The sequence below is a fragment of the Streptomyces sp. S465 genome, assembly GCF_026898115.1.
GTDB lineage: Bacteria > Actinomycetota > Actinomycetes > Streptomycetales > Streptomycetaceae > Streptomyces > Streptomyces luomodiensis.
In genome coordinates, this window is record NZ_CP114036.1 from 8,499,359 (window position 1) to 8,517,996 (window position 18,638).

12 protein-coding genes are annotated in these 18,638 nt (G+C 71.5%); 3 read left to right on the forward strand and 9 right to left on the reverse strand.

The features are described 5' to 3' along the window. Positions 1–150: 150 nt before the first annotated feature. Together N6H00_RS35765 and N6H00_RS35770 are read right to left on the reverse strand one after the other, a co-directional pair. Positions 151–1,407, reverse strand: coding sequence for a cytochrome P450 (locus tag N6H00_RS35765; RefSeq protein WP_268976012.1), 1,257 nt, complete (start codon positions 1,405–1,407; stop codon positions 151–153). An 88-nt stretch (positions 1,408–1,495) separates the two neighbouring features. Then, complete coding sequence (locus N6H00_RS35770; RefSeq protein ID WP_268976013.1) at positions 1,496–2,818, reverse strand: MFS transporter; 1,323 nt, start codon at positions 2,816–2,818, stop codon at positions 1,496–1,498. A gap of 313 nt (positions 2,819–3,131) precedes the next feature. On the opposite strand from N6H00_RS35770, the gene N6H00_RS35775 reads away from it, so the two are divergent. Both N6H00_RS35775 and N6H00_RS35780 read left to right on the forward strand, forming a co-directional pair. Next, entirely contained in the window at positions 3,132–4,469 is a 1,338-nt protein-coding gene (locus tag N6H00_RS35775) for a gluconate:H+ symporter (RefSeq protein WP_268976014.1), read from the forward strand. A gap of 25 nt (positions 4,470–4,494) precedes the next feature. After that, a complete protein-coding gene (locus N6H00_RS35780) occupies positions 4,495–5,823 on the forward strand; it encodes an enolase C-terminal domain-like protein (protein ID WP_268976015.1) in 1,329 nt (442 codons plus the stop codon). 3 nt (positions 5,824–5,826) lie between these two features. Here the strand turns inward: N6H00_RS35780 and N6H00_RS35785 are convergent, their stop codons facing one another. Together N6H00_RS35785 and N6H00_RS35790 are read right to left on the reverse strand one after the other, a co-directional pair. Beyond that, the gene (locus tag N6H00_RS35785) at positions 5,827–6,612 is read right to left on the reverse strand and encodes a DUF4142 domain-containing protein (RefSeq protein ID WP_268976016.1); all 786 of its coding nucleotides are present in this window, start codon (positions 6,610–6,612) and stop codon (positions 5,827–5,829) included. A 110-nt stretch (positions 6,613–6,722) separates the two neighbouring features. Then, positions 6,723–8,375: a pentapeptide repeat-containing protein gene (locus tag N6H00_RS35790; RefSeq protein WP_268976017.1), complete on the reverse strand. Its 1,653-nt coding sequence runs from the start codon at positions 8,373–8,375 to the stop codon at positions 6,723–6,725. Between the two features lie 196 nt (positions 8,376–8,571). Between N6H00_RS35790 and N6H00_RS35795 the strand changes: the two genes are divergently transcribed. Then, the gene (locus N6H00_RS35795) at positions 8,572–11,028 is read left to right on the forward strand and encodes a GH92 family glycosyl hydrolase (RefSeq protein ID WP_268976018.1); all 2,457 of its coding nucleotides are present in this window, start codon (positions 8,572–8,574) and stop codon (positions 11,026–11,028) included. Positions 11,029–11,056: 28 nt separating this feature from the next. On the opposite strand, the gene N6H00_RS35800 is transcribed toward N6H00_RS35795, so the two are convergent. From N6H00_RS35800 to tgmA, 5 genes are all read right to left on the reverse strand, one after another. Then, positions 11,057–11,458: a DUF3662 domain-containing protein gene (locus N6H00_RS35800; RefSeq protein WP_268977245.1), complete on the reverse strand. Its 402-nt coding sequence runs from the start codon at positions 11,456–11,458 to the stop codon at positions 11,057–11,059. 295 nt (positions 11,459–11,753) lie between these two features. Further along, positions 11,754–15,131, reverse strand: coding sequence for a pyruvate carboxylase (locus N6H00_RS35805; RefSeq protein ID WP_268976019.1), 3,378 nt, complete (start codon positions 15,129–15,131; stop codon positions 11,754–11,756). A gap of 250 nt (positions 15,132–15,381) precedes the next feature. Then, a complete protein-coding gene (locus N6H00_RS35810; RefSeq protein ID WP_268976020.1) occupies positions 15,382–17,217 on the reverse strand; it encodes a glycoside hydrolase family 15 protein in 1,836 nt (611 codons plus the stop codon). A gap of 168 nt (positions 17,218–17,385) precedes the next feature. Next, positions 17,386–18,426 carry an ATP-grasp ribosomal peptide maturase gene (gene tgmB, locus N6H00_RS35815; RefSeq protein WP_268976021.1) on the reverse strand — a complete coding sequence of 347 codons (1,041 nt, stop codon included), beginning with the start codon at positions 18,424–18,426 and terminating at the stop codon, positions 17,386–17,388. Positions 18,427–18,441: 15 nt separating this feature from the next. Further along, entirely contained in the window at positions 18,442–18,633 is a 192-nt protein-coding gene (gene tgmA, locus N6H00_RS35820) for a putative ATP-grasp-modified RiPP (protein ID WP_268976022.1), read from the reverse strand. Between the last annotated feature and the right edge of the window lie 5 nt (positions 18,634–18,638).

Sequence of the window (18,638 nt, forward strand, 5' to 3'; positions counted from 1 at the left end):
CGGGCGGGGTGCGCCGGTCGCGGGTGGGTGCGGGCGGGGCGATGCCGCGGCCGGGGTCAAGTCGCCTTCCGCGCCGAGGACTTGGCCTCGCGCGGGCTCGCCGAAAAAGGGGATGCGTCCTGCGAAGTGCCTTTTCGGGCCGGAGCGGCCTCAGCGCGCGGTCCGGTCCCAGGTGACCGGGAGCCGGTGGACTCCGTAGACGAGCATGTCGTGACGGAGCGGCACCTGGTCGGGCGGCACCGCCAGGCGGAGCGTGGGGAAGCGCCGCAGCAGGGCCGGATAGCCCGCGCTCATCTCCATCCGCGCCAGGTGCTGGCCCAGGCACTGGTGGATGCCGTGGCCGAAGGCGATCTGATCGGCCGCGTCCCGGGTGACGTCCAGGGTGTCGGGGTCGGGGAACCGTGCCGGGTCCCGGTTGGCCGAGGCGATCGAGCCCACCACCGTCTCCCCGGCGCGCACCCGTACCCCGGCGATCTCCAGGTCCTCCCGGGCGGCCCGTACCGTGCCGAACTGGACGATGGTCAGATACCGCAGCAGCTCCTCGACCGCGCGCTCGGCCAGTTCGGGCCGCTCCCGCACCCTGCGCGACTGCTCGGGGTGGCACAGCAGGGCGTAGGTGCCCAGGGCCAGCATGTTCGCCGTGGTCTCATGGCCCGCGACGAGCAGCAGCAGGCCCACCCCGGTCAGCTCCTCGTCGGTCAGCCCGGCTGCTTTGGCGGTGCCGGGGCCGCCGGGCGTGCCGTGGTCGCCGACCACCAGACGGGACAGCAGCGCCTCGTCCGGATGGTGCCGTTTGGTGTCGATCAGCTCCCGCATGTACTCCCACAGCGCGTCCCGGGCCGCGTAGACCTCCGCCTCGTCCTGGCCGAGGCGGAGCAGCACGGTGGCCCACCGCTGGAAGTCGGCCCGGTCCTCGTACGGCACGCCCAGCAGCTCGCAGATCACCAGCGAGGGGATCGGCTGGGCGAAGGACGGCACGAGGTCGGCCGGCGGGCCGGCGTGCTCCATCGCGGCCAGGTGGTCTTCGACGATCTCCTCGATCCGGGGCCGCAGCCCGCGCATCCCCCGGGCGGTGAACCACTTGCTCAGCAGCCGCCGGTAGCGGGTGTGCTGCGGTGGGTCCATGCCGATGAACGAGCCCAGCATGCGGCGATCGTCCCGGCGGACCGGAAACGCGTGCACCGGGGAGGAGGTCCGGCGGCGGTCGGAGCTGAACCGGTCGTCCGCCAGCAGCCGCGTCACGTCCTCGTACCGGGTGAGCAGCCAGCCCACCGTGCCGTCCGGGAAGGCCAGCCGGCTGGCCCTGCCCTCCTCGCGCAACGCCGCGTAGGCGCCGGGCGGATCGAAGGGGCAGTCACGATGCCGGGGCAGCGCCGCCGGGGCCGACGGGCGTCGTGTGACGGACACGGTGACGCTCCCTTCGAAGACGGACCGAGTCCCTCCCGTTCGAGCGTAGCTCGGGCCACGGGGGCGCGCCGCCCGTGCCGGTGGACGCTCAACGGGGGCGGTGGCCGGGCAGGGCCGGCCCGTCGTCGCGGTCCGCCCGGGGTGTTCCGTGACCGTGCGGCGGAGCGGACGCCGGAAGGTCCCGGGCGTGCCGGACGGGGGAGAAGAGCAGGATCAGCCCGGCCAGCGGAATGCCCGCCGTGGTGATCCACATCGCGGTGCGCAGGCCCAGCGCGGTGCCGAGCGCGCCGCCGAGCAGGGCTCCCAGGGGGAGCGTGCCGTAGCTGACGAACGATGATGTCGCGGTGAGCCGGCCGAGAAGTTCCGGCGGGCAGTAGCGCTGCTGGAAACCGGCTTTGATGACATTGCCGGCCACCACGCCGGCGGTGACGCAGAAGCCGCCCGCCAGGAAGAGCGCGAGGCCGGGCCCGTCGGTGGTCATCGGCATGAGCAAGGCGCCCATGGCCAGCCCCAGTTCGAACAGGAGCGTGGCCCGTGCGTCGCCGACCCGGGCGGCGACGCGGCGTGCGCAGAACGCCCCGGTGACGCCCCCGAGGCTGACGGCCGCGACGAGGCCGCCGACCAGCCCGGGGGACAGGCCGACGGTCCGGACCAGGAAGACGACCCGGATCGACTGGTATCCCATCAGTGCCAGGTTGGAGGCGGCCGCGAAGAGCGTCAGGGTGCGCAGCCACCGGTCGTGGGTGATCAGCCGCAGCCCCTGGGCCACCTCGTGCACCAGCGCCCGGGGAGGGCGCTCGGCCGCGGGGACACGCGGTTCGCGGAAACGGATGCCGGTCAGGCACAGGAGGGAGACGGCGAACGTGGCGGCGTTGACGAACATCCCGTTCACCGCGCCCGCCAGCTGAGCGATCAGGCCGCCGGAGCCCTGGCCGGCGATCTGCGCGGCGGACGCGCTGCCGTGCAGTGCGGCGTTGCCCTCGGGCTGGTCGGCGGGGTCCAGGAGGGCGGGGAGATACGCGCTGTAGGCGGTCTGGAAGAACACCGCCGCGGTGCCCGTCAGCAGGGCGACGGCCAGCAGCAGCCCGATGCTCAGGCGGCCGCACCAGGCGGCCACCGGGACGCAGGCGAACAGCACCAGGGAGACCGCCGCGGCGGTCAGCATGACCGGTCTGCGGGGCAGCCGGTCCACCCAGGCGCCCGCGGGCAGTCCGATGACCAGCCAGGGGAGCCAGCCGGCGGCGGTCAGCAGGCCGATCTCGAAGGTGTCCGCGGTGAGCGTGGAGACGGCGATCAGCGGCATGGCCACACCGGTGACGGCCGCGCCGTACTTCCCGGCGGTCTCGCCGCACCACAGCAGCCGGAAGTCGCGGTGGCGCCGCAGCAGGCCACCGGGGGTCCTGGTGGGCATCAACGCCCCTTCATGTCGCCCGCGACACGGACGTGTTGCATGAGCGTGAACAACGATGCTCCCCCGGTATCAACGCATGCGAATTTTAAGTTAGACGTAGATCGTGTGGCGACCTTAGCTTGCTGAGAAGCTCGTCGGCCGCCGATGCGGAATCCGCGGGCAGACCCATTGACCGAGGGTGATCACCCCTCTAACCTCCATCTGCATATGTAAACGGAGTGCATGTATATGGACTCCACGGCCCGCCTGGCGATCCGTTCGAGCTTCCCGCTCACCGGCCGCAGTGCGAAGCAGTTCAAAGGGGAACTGAGACATGCCTCTAGTCGTCGTAGGAATCAGCGTGGTGATCCTGCTGTTCCTCATGACCAAGCTGAAGCTCAACGGCTTCATCGCCCTGCTCCTCGTGGCCGTCGGCGTCGCGCTGGTACGGGGGGTCGGGATGGAGAAGATCCCCGATGTCCTCGCCGAGGGCGTCGGGGGCCAGATCGGCGACACCCTGCTGGTCGTCGGTCTCGGCGCCATGGTCGGCCGGGTGATGGGCGACGCCGGCGCCGCCCAGCGGATAGCCAACACCCTCATCGACACCTTCGGACTGCGCTGGGTGCAGGTGGCGATGGTGGTCACCGCCATGCTCATCGGCGTCACCATGTTCTACGAGGTGGCCTTCGTCATCATCGTGCCGGTGGCGTTCACCATCGTCCGGGTCACCCGGAAGAACCTGCTGTGGGTCGGCCTCCCGATGTCCATCGCCCTGTCGACCATGCACAGCTTCCTGCCGCCCCACCCCGGCCCCACCGCGGTGGCCTCGACCTTCCACGCCTCCGTCGGCCTGACCCTGTTCTACGGACTGTTCATCGCCATTCCGGCCGGTGCGCTGATCGCCCTGGTGTGGCCGCGCCTCCCGTTCGTCCGGGCCATGGACCCCCAGATCCCCAAGGGCCTGGTCACCGAGCGCACCTTCACCGACGAGGAGATGCCGAGCCTGGGCTGGTCGCTGTCGGTGGCCCTGGTCCCGGTGGTGCTGATCGCCGGCGCCGCGGTGACCGACATGGCCGTGTCCGGCTCCAGCCCCGTCCTGCGCTTCATCACCTTCATCGGCTCCGCGCCCGTCGCCCTGATGATCACCCTGCTGCTGGCCGTGTGGGCGTTCGGCCCGCGGATCGGCCGGAGCCTGGGCGAGGTCAGCGCCTCCTGCAACTCCGCGGCCCAGGCGATGGCGATGATCCTGCTGGTCATCGGGGCCGGCGGCGCCTTCAAGGAGGTGCTGGTCGAAGGCGGGATCTCCGATTACATCAAGGACGTCATGGGCGACTGGCCCATCTCGCCGATCATCCTCGCCTGGCTCATCGCCGTCATCCTGCGGGTGGCGCTCGGATCGGCCACGGTCGCCGTGGTCACCGCGGCCGGTGTGGTGCAGCCGCTCCTGGAGAACAGCGGAGTCCACCCCGAGCTGATGGTCCTCGCCGTCTCCTGTGGATCGATCGCCTTCAGCCATGTGAACGACCCCGGCTTCTGGATGTTCAAGGAGTACTTCAACCTCTCCGTCATCGACGCCATCAAGGCGCGCACCACCTACACCACCGTGCTCGCGGTCCTCGGTCTCGGCGGCGTCCTGGCCGTCGAGTGGACCCTCGAAGCCCTCAACATGTGATTCCCTCCGATACAAGGACCCTGCGATGAGCCAGCCGACCGTCACCTCCTTCTCCGTCTATCCGGTCGCCGGCCGGGACAGCATGGAGCTGAACCTCTCCGGCGCCCACGGCCCCTACTTCACCCGCAACGTGGTCGTCCTCGAAGACTCCGAGGGCCGTACCGGACTGGGGGAGGTCCCCGGCGGTGAGAAGATCACCCAGACCCTGCGCGACGCCGAGTCCCTCGTCGTCGGCGCGCGGCTGGGCGACTACAAGCGGGTGCTGCGCGAGATCGGGCAGCGGTTCGGCGACCGGGACTTGGGGGGCCGGGGCGCCCAGACCTTCGATCTGCGCACCACCGTGCACGCCGTCACCGCCGTCGAGTCGGCCCTGCTCGACCTGCTGGGACAGCATCTTCAGGTGCCCGTCGCGGCGCTCCTGGGCGACGGTCAGCAGCGCGACGCGGTACGGGTCCTGGGCTATCTGTTCTACGTCGGCGACCCCGACCGGACCGACCTGGAGTACGTGCGCGAACCCGGCGCCGACGCCGAGTGGTACCGCATCCGCCACGAGGAGGCGCTGACCCCCGAGGCGATCGTGCGCCAGGCCGAGGCCACCTACGACCTCTACGGCTTCCGCGACTTCAAGCTCAAGGGCGGGGTCCTGGAGGGACACGAGGAGGTCAAGGCGGTACGGGCGCTCAAGGAGCGCTTCCCCGAGGCCCGTATCACCCTCGACCCCAACGGCGCCTGGTCGCTGCGCGAGGCGATCGAACTGTGCCGGCCGCTGACCGGCACGCTCGCCTACGCCGAGGACCCGTGCGGGGCCGAGGACGGTTACTCGGGCCGGGAGATCCTGGCGGAGTTCCGGCGCGCCACCGGGCTGCCCACGGCCACCAACATGATCGCCACGGACTGGCGGCAGATGACCCACGCGCTGGCCTTGCAGTCCGTGTCCATCCCGCTGGCCGACCCCCACTTCTGGACCCTCCAGGGGTCGGTCCGGGTGGCCCAGCTCTGCCATGAGATGGGCCTGACCTGGGGCTGCCACTCCAACAACCACTTCGACATCTCCCTGGCCATGGTGGCCCACTGCGGAGCCGCCGCACCGGGCGAGTACAACGCCCTGGACACCCACTGGATCTGGCAGGAGGGACTGGAGCGGCTCACCGTCGAACCGCCGCGGATCGTCGGCGGTGAGATCGCCATCCCCGACGCCCCCGGACTGGGCATCACCCTCGACAAGGACCGGCTCCTCGCCGCCCACGCCCTCTACCAGGAGAAGGCGCTGGGGGCGCGGGACGACGCGGTCGGGATGCGCTATCTCGTCCCGGGCTGGACCTTCGACAACAAGCGTCCCTGTCTGGTGCGCTGAGCGTCACCGGACGGCAGGTGCGGAAGGGGAGACCGCCGGGGTGTCGTCGACCGGGGCGGGCGGCGACGGAGTGGGCGCCTGCCCCTTCCCGGCGAGCGAGGGCGGCGCCTTCAGGACCACCAGGGGCTCACCGGGCTCGGGCATGACCGGCTTGGTGAAGTCCGGGCCCTGGGTGGGCGTCGCGGTGATCTGGCCGGGCAGGGAGGCGTAGTCCACCATCCCGGTGTTCTCCATCTGCGTGATGTGGTCCAGCACCACGGTGTTGGCCTGCGTGGCGAGCTGCCGCACCAGCGTGTTCTCGCTGGTCGCCCGGATCTTCGCGATGGAGCTGAAGATCTGGCCGTGGGTGATGCGCAGGATCTGCGCCATCCGGCCGTCGAAGTCCTTGCCCGTGGCGGCCGTCAGGGTGTCCAGGAACCCCTGCTGCTGCGGTGTGGGTTTGTTGGGCAGCTGGACGCCGAGTTCGGGCGCGATGTCCCGTACGGCGGCGTCCAGCTGCGCATGCCCCACGATCAGGTGCTCACCCGCCGTCTTCACCGCCGAGGTGGTGCCCTTCCTCAGCGCCAGCTCACCGGAGGGGAACTCCCACAGCCCGGCCAGCCGGACCTTGACCACGAAGTCCTCGTCGGCCCCGGTGAGCGGCCCGTACGGCGTCGAGTGCGTTCTCGCCAGATGCGCCTTGGTCTCCTGCTGCACACCCGTCAGGGCGGGCGACATGAGCACGCCGAGGGTGACCACCACGGAGCCGATGAGGAGGGACGTACCTGTCACGAAGTACCGGGATCGCATGGAGCCTCCTGGCGGGGACGCCGGTCGTGGTGCGGAACAGTGTCCGCCGGTGCGTGCACCGGCGAATACGGATCGCGGGGGCTGTGCGCTCAAGCGGCGGGCCGGTTCTTTCACCCGCGTTTGACCCGGCCGCGGACGGCCAGCACGGTGAGGCCGAACAGCACCGGCTCACCCAGCCGGGACGCCTTCTCCAGATAGCCACCGGCCCGGGTGAGTTCGGTGCCGCTGGAGCGGAAGACCACCGAATTCAGCACCACGTCGACGGCCTTGTCGACCCGGTCCGCGGTGAACCGCTCGCCGAACGGCCGGCGCAGTTCGGGGTGGCCCTTGCCGATCAGCCCGGAGCCGGACGGATACGGGCGCGCCGCCGTGTCCGGCAGCCCGAAGCCCGTCATCAGCACCGTCGTGACGGCCATGGCGCACACCAGCCAGCCCAGCGAGCGCGCCGCGCGCAGCCCGTAGCCGGAGAGCAGCCAGTAGGCCTGGAGCAGCCAGCGCTCGGGGCGGTGCCACCGGTGGCTGTGGCGGCGCATCTCCATCTCCCCGTAGTACAGGTCGGCGGCCCCGGGCTCGTCCTTGGCGTCCTCGCGGGCCTTGCGCAGCTGCCGGTAGAGGGTGGTGAGCGTGGCGAGGCCCGGGGTGGCGCCGGGGTCGTCCGGTGGCGCCGGCCAGCCCAGCCGGGCCGCGGCCGGCCGGCGCGGCAGCGCGCGCCACCGGGCCTCCTCCACGATGACCTGGCGGGTGCTCCACCACCGGGGGATGCCACGGTGCCAGCGCACCCCGGACGGCACGGTGCCCAGGTCCCACCGCCCCTCCAGCCGGAGCTGGTCGAGATGGTGGGCGCCGGAGAACACACAGCGGCTGAGGTTGGTGTCGGCGAGCAGCAGCATCGCGGCGTCGGTGGCTTGGACGGACACCACCGCCACGGTGATCTCCCGCTCGGCGGCGAGCGCCGCCTCGGCCGGCCGCGCCGGGGCGGCGTGGTCGGTGGCCACCGCGCACGGGTGGGTCAGCAGCGCCCCGGTGAGGTCGATCGTCGCATAGCGGGCCCGGAGGGTGACCGGGCCCTCGAAGCGGGCCCCGCTCGCGTCGATGTGGCGTGCCGCCGCGGTGAGCCGCAGCGGCCTGCTGAACGTGGCGTCCGCCAGCGACAGCGTTCCCGAGCAGATCACGGACGCCATGCTGGTGGCGGTGAAGTGGGCGCTCAGGAACACGGCGTCGCCGTGGAAGTGCGTCCGGTCGAACCACACCTTCCCCTCGAAACGGGCCGCGCCGAACCACGCCCGCTCGTGGAAGACCGCGTCACCGAACCCGGCGTCCGCCCCGAAACGCGTCCCGCCGAAGGACGCCTGGCGCAGAAAGCGGGCGCCGTGGAACCACGCCCCGCGCTCGAACCGGACGGTGTCCAGGTCGACCAGGCCCTCGAACCGGGCGTCGCCGAAGACCATGTCACCGCCGAACCGGGCCCCGCTCAAAAGGACGTCGTCGGTGAAGCGCGCGGCGGTGAAGTCGCAGACACCACATCCGTCGTCGGACACCGCCACCTCGAGGACGGCGGTCAGCAGCGCCGCGTCGAAGGTGACACCCCGGCAGTCGATACCGTCCCCGGGCGCCCGCGCCGCCAAGTGGGCGGCGCGGGCGCCCGGTTCGAGATGGGCCAGACAGGGCGCGTCCCGGGCCGTCCGGACGCCCCGGCAGCCGAGGGGGTCCTCCTCGGTGGCGTCGATTCCGCAGTGGTCCCAGTCCGGTGGTGTCGTACGCATGACGACGATCTCAACCTGTCACCGCGCCCGGCCACAAGCGCCCTGGGACGAGGACGTCCACCACGCGTCCGGCACCCGGCGGGGAGGGGGTGCCGGGACCGCTCCCCGCAACCGCGCACCGCTGTACTTGGGTTCACTCCCCCGTCACCGTATGCCCATAGGTTCACACCGAGCACACGGAAGGACGTGATCCTTGATGGAGACGCACAGAGCGCGTCGCACAAGACGCGCAAGCCGATCGGCGCTGGTCGGCGGGGGAGTGGCGGTGGCGCTCGGCGCACTGCTGGCCCCGCTGGTCCAGGCCCCCGCGGCAAGCGCGGCGCCACGGGCCGACGAGGTACGCCACCCCGTCGACTTCGTGGACCCGCTGATCGGCTCCGCGGGCGGCGGCAACACCTACCCCGGCGCCAATCTGCCGTTCGGCATGATCGCCTGGTCCCCGACCAGCACAGGAGGCGACCAGACCAACACCGCGGCGGCCAACGGCTACTCCTACGACACCACCCGGGTCCGGGGCTTCAGCCTCACCCATGTCAATGGCGCGGGCTGCCACCCCGGAGCCGCGGGCGACGTGCCGATCATGCCGTTCGTGGGCCAGGTCGACACCTCGCCCACCGCGGACACCAAGGACCAGAAGTACGCCGCGCACTTCTCGCACGACAACGAGAAGGCCGAGCCCGGTCACTACCGGGTGGCGCTCGACTCGGGCGCGGCCGCCGATCTCGCGGTGAGCGAGCGGGCCGGTGTCGCCGACTTCTCCTTCCCCCAGGGCGCCCCGGCCCATCTGCTGTTCCGCACCTCCAACTCCCTCAACGGCAGCGAGAACGCGCACATCGAGATCGACGCCAAGCGGCGCAAGGTCACCGGCTGGGTGCTGACCGGCGCGTTCTGCGGGCGGCGCGCCAACGGCGGTGAGAACAACCGCACCACGTACTACCGCCTGCATTTCAGCGCCTCCTTCGACCGCCCCTTCGCCACCGTCGGCACCTGGGAGAACGACCGGCTCTCACCCGGCGCCACCACCGCCGACGGCGGCGAGGGCTATCTCACCGGCGCCGACCGGGCCGGGCGCGGCTCCGGCGGATACGTCGGCTTCGACACCACCAGCGACACCGATGTCCACATGCGGCTCGGCATCTCGTATGTGTCCCTGGCGGGCGCCGAGGCCAACCTGCGCGCCGAGATAGCGCCCCGGGCGAGCGTCGCCGAGGTGGCGGCGGCCGGACGGGCCGCCTGGGACCGGCAGCTGCGCGCCGTGCGGATCAGCGGCGGCAGCCGGCCGCGCCGCACCGCGTTCTACACCGCCCTTTACCACGCGCTCCAGCAGCCCAACCTGATCAGTGACACCGACGGCCGCTACCCGGGCATGGACGGCACACCGCACCGCCTGGAGCGCGGGCAGCGGGCGCAGTACAGCAACTTCTCCGGCTGGGACCAGTACCGCGCCCAGGTGCAGCTGCTCGCCCTGCTCCAGCCACGGGTCGCCGGGGACTTCGCCCAGTCGCTGTTCAACTTCGCCCGGCAGAACGGCGGGGTGTGGGACCGCTGGGTGCACATCAGCGGCGCCACCCATGTGATGACGGGTGACCCCAGCGCGGCCACGCTCGCCACGTTCTACGCCATGGGGGTGCGCAACTTCGACGCCGAGGGCGCCTTCGACTCCCTCTACCGCCAGGCCACCGTCCCGCACCCGGACGGGCTCTCCGACAAGGGCTGCCCGGGACAGTGCGAGGGCCAGCGCCCGAACCTCGCCCAGTACCTGGACTCGGGGTACGCGGCGCAGGACGTCTGCCACTGCTGGGGCGGCGCCGCGGAGACCCTGGAGGACGCCGTCGCCGATGACGCGCTCGCCCGCTGGGCGCGGCTGCTCGGCCGCGACGAGGAGGCCGGGGAACTCGGCGCACGGGGCGGCTACTGGCGCAACGTGTTCAACCCGGGGGCCACCGCCACGGCGGGCTACATCCAGGCCAGGAACCAGGACGGCTCCTGGGTGACGCCCTTCGACCCGGCCTCCGACCGGGGCTTCGCCCAGGGCAGCGCGGCCACCTACACCTGGATGGTGCCGCAGGACGTCCCGGGCCTCGCCGAGGCCATGGGCGGACGCGAGGCCGCGGCGGCCCGGCTGGACGGCTTCTTCCACAAGCCCGACGGCTCGTGGTCCCTCCGCGGTGGCGATCCGCTGCGCTACGACCCCACCAACGAGCCGGGCATCCACGCCCCGTGGCTCTACAACGCGCTCGGACAGCCCTGGAAGACCCAGGAGACGGTGCGGCGGATCGTCGACACCGTGTACGGGACCGGGCCGTCGGGGCTGCCCGGCAATGACGACCTGGGCACCATGTCCGCGTGGTACGTGTTCGCGGCGCTCGGCATCTACCCGCAGGCCCCGGGGCGTGCCGAGGCCCTGCTCACCGGCCCCCTCTTCACCCGCGCGGTGATCGTCCCGGCGGGGCGGCGGGGCGCCCTGACCATCGCCGCGCCGGACGCGTCCGACACCAGCCCCTATGTGCACGCCGTGCGGGTGAACGGCACACCGCACGACACCTCCTGGCTCGACGGCTCGGTGCTGCGCGACGGCGGCTCGCTCTCCTTCGACCTGGCCGACCGGCCGGACACCGCATGGGCCACCGACCCGGGCCGGCTGCCCCGCTGACGCACCGGGGCCCCGTCGAGAAGGGGTCCTAGGCCGCCGCGTCGGCGAACGCGTCCGCGCGGATATGGGCCATGGGCCGGCCCGTCACCCGGTACCGTCCGTTGGTCACCCGGTCGGACCGGGTGACCCGCACGGTGAGCGGGCCGGCCCACTCATAGCCCCTGATCTCCGCGTGGCGCGCCAGACGGTCCGTCAGCACCTGTCCCACCCGGCAGCCGCGCCGGGTGAGCTCCTCGTGGACCGCGTCGGCGAGTTCGACGTCGTAGACGTTGGGTACCACCACCCGGGTCGGCCCGCACACCACGGCGTGGCTGTCGCATTCCTGTTTCAGGGCGCCGAGGAGTTCGACGGGCTCGCTGCGGACCACCTTGGCGCGCAGCGATTCCTCCCAGCGCTCTATCGCCCGTTCCCACCGGTTCAGCGTCTGCATGCCCTCCCGGGTTCCCGGTCCGGGGCGGCTCATGCCCGCATCGTCCCAGCCCCCATGCCGTAGACGGTGTCCACTCGCCCTTTCGCCGCGCGGGATCGCCCGTCGGACCGGGGTGTGCCACGGGGCCCCGCGGCGGTACTTCCCTTACGGGTACCCAGCCGGGAGCGTACCGCCGTCGGCGGGTACCTCGGCGACCGCGCCGAGGGCTCCCGCGGACATACCGAGCCGCCGCCGTCCGGTCCCCTGACCCGAGAGCCCGGGGGCCGGACGGCGGCGGCTGTTCACCGCTGCCGGCTCAGACCAGGGCGACCAGCAGATCGCCGCCTTCCACCTGCTGGATGGTGGTGATGGCGATGCGCGACACGGTCCCGCTCTTGGGGGCCGCGATGGTGGCCTCCATCTTCATCGCCTCGATCGTCGCCACGGTGGCACCGGCCTCCACCTGATCGCCCTCGGCCACCGCCAGCGTCACCACGCCCGCGAAGGGCGCCGCCACATGGCCGGGGTTGCTCCGGTCGGCCTTCTCGGTGACCGGCACATCGGTGGCCGCCGAGGTGTCCCGCACCTGGATCGGGCGCAACTGCCCGTTCAGCGAGGCCATCACCGTGCGCATACCGCGCTCGTCGGCGTCGCCGATGGCCTCCAGCTCGATCAGCAGCCGGACACCGGGCTCGAGGTCCACCGTGTACTCCTGCTGCGGGCGCAGCCCGTAGAAGAAGTCCTTGCTGTCCAGCACGCTGGTGTCGCCGTGGGCCTGCCGATGCGCCTCGAACTCCTTGGTCGGGCCGGGGAACAGCAGCCGGTTCAGCGTGGCCCGCGGATCCTTCTCCAACTGCTCCCGGTCCTCCGCGGACAGCTCCCCGTCGGTCGGCTTGGCGTCGGCGCGGCCCGCCAGCGCCTTGCTGCGGAACGGCTCGGGCCAGCCGCCCGGCGGATTGCCCAGCTCGCCGCGGAGGAACCCGATCACCGAGTCCGGGATGTCGTACCGGCCCGGCTCCGCCTCGAAGTCCTCCGGTGACACCCCCGCCCCCACCAGGTGCAGCGCGAGATCGCCGACCACCTTCGAGGACGGGGTGACCTTCACCAGATGGCCCAGGATCCGGTCCGCGGCCGTGTACATCGCCTCGATCTCCTCGAAGCGGTCGCCGAGGCCCAGCGCGATGGCCTGGGTGCGCAGATTGGACAGCTGACCGCCGGGGATCTCATGGTGGTACACCCGCCCGGTCGGCGAGGCCAGGCCCGCCTCGAACGGTGCGTAGACCTTGCGCACCGCCTCCCAGTACGGCTCCAGCCCGCCGATCGCCTCCAGATCCAGCCCGGTCGGCCGGTCGGAGTGGTCGGTGGCGGCCACGATCGCCGACAGCGACGGCTGGGAGGTGGTGCCCGCCATGGAGGCCACCGCACCGTCCACCGCGTCCGCACCGGCCTGGACCGCCGCGAGATAGGTGGCGAGCTGACCGCCCGCGGTGTCATGGGTGTGGATGTGCACCGGCAGGTCGAACTCCCTGCGCAGCGCGGACACCAGCGTGGCCGCGGCCGGTGCGCGCAGCAGCCCCGCCATGTCCTTGATGGCCAGCACATGCGCACCCGCGTCCACGATCTGCTCGGCCAGCCGCAGATAGTAGTCCAGGGTGTAGAGCCGCTCCGCCGGATCGGAGAGATCCGAGGTGTAGCAGAGCGCCACCTCGGCGATCGCGGTGCCGGTCTCCCGCACCGCGTCGATCGCGGGCCGCATCTGCCCGATGTCGTTGAGCGCGTCGAAGATCCGGAAGATGTCGATCCCGGTGGCCGTGGCCTCCCGTACGAACGCGGTGGTCACCTCGGTCGGGTACGGCGTGTAGCCCACGGTGTTGCGGCCGCGCAGCAGCATCTGCAGACAGATGTTCGGCACCGCCTCGCGCAGCTTGGCGAGCCGCTCCCAGGGGTCCTCGGCGAGGAAGCGCAGCGCCACGTCGTAGGTGGCCCCGCCCCAGCACTCCAGCGACAGCAGCTGCGGCACGGTCCGCGCCACCACCGGCGCCACGGCCAGCAGGTCCTTGGTGCGGACCCGGGTGGCCAGCAGCGACTGATGCGCGTCCCGGAAGGTGGTGTCGGTGACACCGATCGTCGGCGACTCGCGCAGCCAGCGCGCGAAACCCTCCGGGCCCAGCTCGGTCAGCCGCTGCTTGGAACCGGCCGGCGGCGCGGTGTCCGGCACCGGGGGCAGCTTGGTGACGGCGTCGATCAGATGGGGCCGTGCGCCGTGGGGCTTGTTCACCGTGACATCGGCGAGATAGGTGAGCAGCTTGGTACCGCGGTCGGCGGAGTGGCGCGCGGTCAGCAGATGCGGCCGCTGCTCGATGAACGACGTGGTGACCTGCCCGGCCCGGAAATCCGGGTCGTCCAGCACGGCCTGGAGGAAGGGGATGTTCGTGGACACGCCGCGGATACGGAACTCCGCCACCGCGCGCCGGGCGCGGCCGACCGCGCCGGCGAAGTCCCGGCCCCGGCAGGTCAGCTTGACCAGCATCGAGTCGAAGTGGGCGCTGATCTCGGCACCGGCGTGGGTGGTGCCGCCGTCCAGCCGGATGCCCGAGCCACCCGGTGAGCGGTACGCGCTGATCATCCCGGTGTCCGGGCGGAAGCCGTTGGCCGGGTCCTCGGTGGTGATCCGGCACTGTAGCGCCGCGCCCCGCAGATACACGGTGTCCTGCGCGAGACCCAGGTCGGCCAGCGTCTGACCGGCGGCGATGCGCAGCTGCGCCTGCACCAGGTCGACGTCGGTGATCTCCTCGGTGACCGTGTGCTCGACCTGGATCCGCGGATTCATCTCGATGAACACATGGCGGCCGTCGCGGTCGAGCAGGAACTCCACGGTGCCCGCGTTGCGATAGCCGATCTGCCGGGCGAACTTCACCGCGTCCGCGCAGATGCGCGCCCGCAGCTCCGGGTCGAGGTTGGGCGCGGGCGCCAGCTCGATCACCTTCTGGTGGCGCCGCTGCACCGAACAGTCACGCTCGAACAGGTGGATCACATCGCCCTGTCCGTCGGCGAGGATCTGCACCTCGATATGGCGGGGTTCCACCACGGCCTTCTCCAAGAAGACCGTGGGGTCGCCGAAGGCGGACTCGGCCTCCCGCGACGCCGCCTCGATGGCCTCGCGCAGCGCCTCCCGGCTCTCCACCCGCCGCATCCCGCGCCCGCCACCACCGGCGACGGCCTTGACGAACACCGGGAAGCCGAGCTCGTCCGCGGCCCGCACCAGCTCGTCCACATCGGTCGACGGCTCGGAGGAGCCGAGCACCGGCACCCCGGCCGCGCGGGCCGCGGCCACCGCACGCGCCTTGTTCCCGGTGAGCTCCAGGATCTGGGCGCTGGGGCCGACGAAGGTGATCCCCGCCTCCTCGCAGGCGCGCGCGAGCTCGGGGTTCTCGGAGAGGAAGCCGTATCCGGGGTACACCGCGTCGGCGCCCGCCCGCTGCGCCGCGCGGACGATCTCCTCGACGGAGAGATAGGCCCGCACCGGATGGCCCGGCGCACCGATCTCATACGCCTCATCGGCCTTCAGCCGGTGCAGCGAGTTGCGGTCCTCGTGCGGGAACACCGCGACGGTTCTCGCGCCCAGTTCATAGCCGGCGCGGAAGGCGCGAATGGCGATCTCTCCACGATTGGCGACCAGCACCTTGCGGAACATGCCCGATCCCTTCTACCTGCGCGGGTACCAACACACACTTGTCGGCGAACCCTACTGCCGCACACCGCGAAGGGTGCCCGGTGTGTGATCGAGTTCTCCCGGACGGTGTGCGGTACGGCGCCCGGTCCACTCATCCATGGCGGCGGGACCACCGTGAGTGGTTCCGCGTGCGCGCCGGGTGAAAGGCCGGGCTCAGGGACCGGAAGGGCTCCGGATCGGGTATCCCAGGGCTCCCCGGCGCTCCCCGGGGTCAGCCCAGGGCCCGGTCCAGGTTGAACGCGGCACTGATGAGCGAGAGATGGGTGAACGCCTGCGGGAAGTTGCCGATCTGCTCACCGGTGCGGCCGATCTCCTCCGCGTACAGCCCCACATGGTTGGCGTAGGTGAGCATCTTCTCGAAGGCCAGCCGCGCCTCGTCCACCCGGCCGGCCCGGGACAGCGCCTCGACGTACCAGAACGAGCAGATCGAGAAGGTGCCCTCCGCGCCGCGCAGCCCGTCCGGGCTGGCCGTGGGGTCGTAGCGGTAGACCAGCGAATCGGACACCAGCTCCTCGCCCAGCGCGTCCAGGGTGGACAGCCACTTGGGGTCGGTGGGGGAGATGAACTTGGCCAGCGGCATCATCAGCACCGAGGCGTCCAGCACATCCTCGCCCTCGTGCTGCACGAACGCGCGCCGCCGCGGCGACCAGCCGCAGCGCATGATCCGGCGGTAGATGGCGTCGCGCGCCCGTGCCCAGCGCAGTACGTCCGCGGGCAGTCCGCGGTGGCGGGCGATGCGCATCGCCCGCTCGATCGCGACCCAGCACATCAGCGCCGAGTACAGGAAGCGCTGCGGGCCGGCGCGGGTCTCCCAGACGCTCATATCGGGCTGGTCCCAGTTGTCGCAGACCCAGCCGACCAGTTCGCAGACGGTGTCCCAGTGGTCGCTGGCCAGCGGCTGTCCCCATTTGTCGTAGAGGTAGAGGGAGTCCACCAGCGCCCCGTAGATGTCCAGTTGGAGCTGGTGGACCGCGGCGTTGCCGACCCGGACCGGGGAGGAGTCCAGGTGGCCCGCCAGGTGGGTGAGGGTCTGCTCGGGCAGTTCGCTGCGGCCGTCGATGCCGTACATGATCTGTAGGGGGCCGCTGGGGCCGTCGCCCAGGTGGATGTCCTCCGACAGGAAGTGCACGAACGCCTCGGCCTCCTGGGTGAAGCCCAGCCTCAGCAGCGCGTAGATGCAGAACGCGGCATCGCGGATCCACACGTACCGGTAGTCCCAGTTGCGCTCGCCGCCGATCTGCTCGGGCAGGCTGGTCGTCGGGGCCGCCACGATGGCGCCGGTCGGCGCGTAGGTGAGCAGCTTGAGGGTGAGCGCCGAGCGGTGCACCATCTCCCGCCACCGCCCGCGGTAGCGGGACTGCGCGAGCCAGCGCCGCCAGTAGCGCACGGTGGCGTCGAACAGCTGCCCCGCCTCCGTCAGCGGACAGCTGCGCGGCCGCACCGCACCGCCGATCCGGTCGAGCGCGAAAACCGCGGTCTCGCCCTCGACCAGCTTGAACGAGGACACCACATCGGGCCCGTCGGCCTCCACGGTGACCGTGGACGTCAGCGCCAGCGACAGCTCCGGGGACTCGAAGACCGTGAGCCCTTCCCCGGTGCGCACCGTGTGCGACTGCCGGGCGTAGTCGAACCGGGGCGCCACCCGCGCGGTGAACGGCAGCGATCCGCGTACGCACAGCACCCGGCGGATCAGCCGGTGCCGGTCCGCCTCGCGGGAGTCGTCCACGATCGGCATGAAGTCCTGGACCTCGGCGACCCCGTCGTCCGCGAAGAACCGGGTGATGAGGATGTTGGTGTCGGGGAAGTAGAACTGCTTGGTCCGGGCGGGCACATCCGGTGCGAGCCGGAACGAACCGCCGCGGTCGGCGTCCAGGATCGACGCGAACACACTGGGCGCGTCGAAGCGGACCGGGCAGTACCAGTCGATGGTGCCGCATGTGTCGACGAGCGCGGCCGTGCGCAGATCGCCGATCAGCCCGTGCTCGGCGATCGGCACATAGCGGTACGCGTCCGCCGTGTGCGGGCGGGTGCTTCCGGGGACGCTCATGGAGACCTCCCGCGCCGAGGGGAGGGACAGGCTTCAGTCGTGGGCGGCACGCCCTCGATTCAGCATACGACCGACGGGCCGGTCCGGCGCGGCCGACCGCCGCGCGGCCTCGCCGGACCTGGGCCCACGCCTCCTCCGCGTGACCCGGTCGTCACCGACCGTGAGCGGTCACAGCCCGTGATGCGTGGGCCGGATGCCCGGCGGGGCGTCCGGCGGGGGTTTTGGTGACGCCCCCGGGGGCTCGGCGCTCCGTGGTGCGGGTGGTGAGCGCCGTGGCCGCGCGGTGTGCGGCGCCGCCAGCCAGGACGCGACCGCCGCCGCGATGGGCTGACCGGTCTCCAGCTCCACGAAGCCGAATTGGCCGCCCTGGTTGCACTCCAGGAACCACCAGACGCCATCGGCGTCCTCGGCGAAGTCGAACGCCCCGTAGGCGAGACCGGTGAAGGTCATGTACGCGTGGACGGACGTCGCGATTCTGGCGGGCACCGCCACGGGCTCCCAGGGGTGACCATGACAACCGAAGCGCCCGTCCACCTGTCCGGAGGCGGCGGTCTTGCGCGCGGCGAATAACTCGGCGCCGACGCAGAACAGCCGGATGTCGGCCCGTTTGGGAATGTAGCGCTGAAGAAGGGTGGCCGCGGCCGCGACATCGGAGAAATCCGCGTCCGGTCCGATACGGGTCGTGGGCAGCGCGACCGGGGGATCGACGGACGGCGGACCGGAGGCGGATTTCACCACGATGTCCGCGCACCGGACGGCGAAATCCCGCGCCGCGCGCGGATAGGTGGTGACGAGGGTCGAGGGCACGGCGAAACCGCTGTGCTGGGCGACGCGTAACTGGAAGGGTTTGTGGCGGGCCGGTTCGGCGGCGCCCGGGTGGTTCATCCAGCGCGCCGTCGTGGCGTAGAGCATCCCGTAGAGGGCCTGTCCGCACTCGGCCGTCAGCCACTCCGACGGATTCGCCGCGTGGGCCGCGGGCCGGCCCGGTCTTCGTACCCAGATGGACCGCAAACCGTGGATGCTGACAAGGCGTCCCTCGGTCGACAGATATCCCGTGAAGTCACCACGGTCGAATTCGGCCGACAGGGCGGCCCGGTCCGGAAGGTCGGCCGGATCGAAACGCACCAGAGGGACGCCTTGTTCGCGCAGCTCCGCCACCACCAAGTCGGCCGTGACATCCTGGCGACAGGTCAGGATGAGTACCGTCATCGACGTCTGCGCAGGTCAGTCGTCGAAGTGCGTCTTGGACCCAGCTGTGGACGTGGTGGTGCCGGTCGCCAGCAGCACCGCCCGGTCGGCGATGGCCGGACGGCCGTCGGAGAGGACATTCATCTGCAGGGCGGCGTTATAGGCGTAGGGAACACTGACCGACGAGCGCTCGGCGGGGATTGCGTGCTTCAGTACGAAGGGCTGCATGAGTG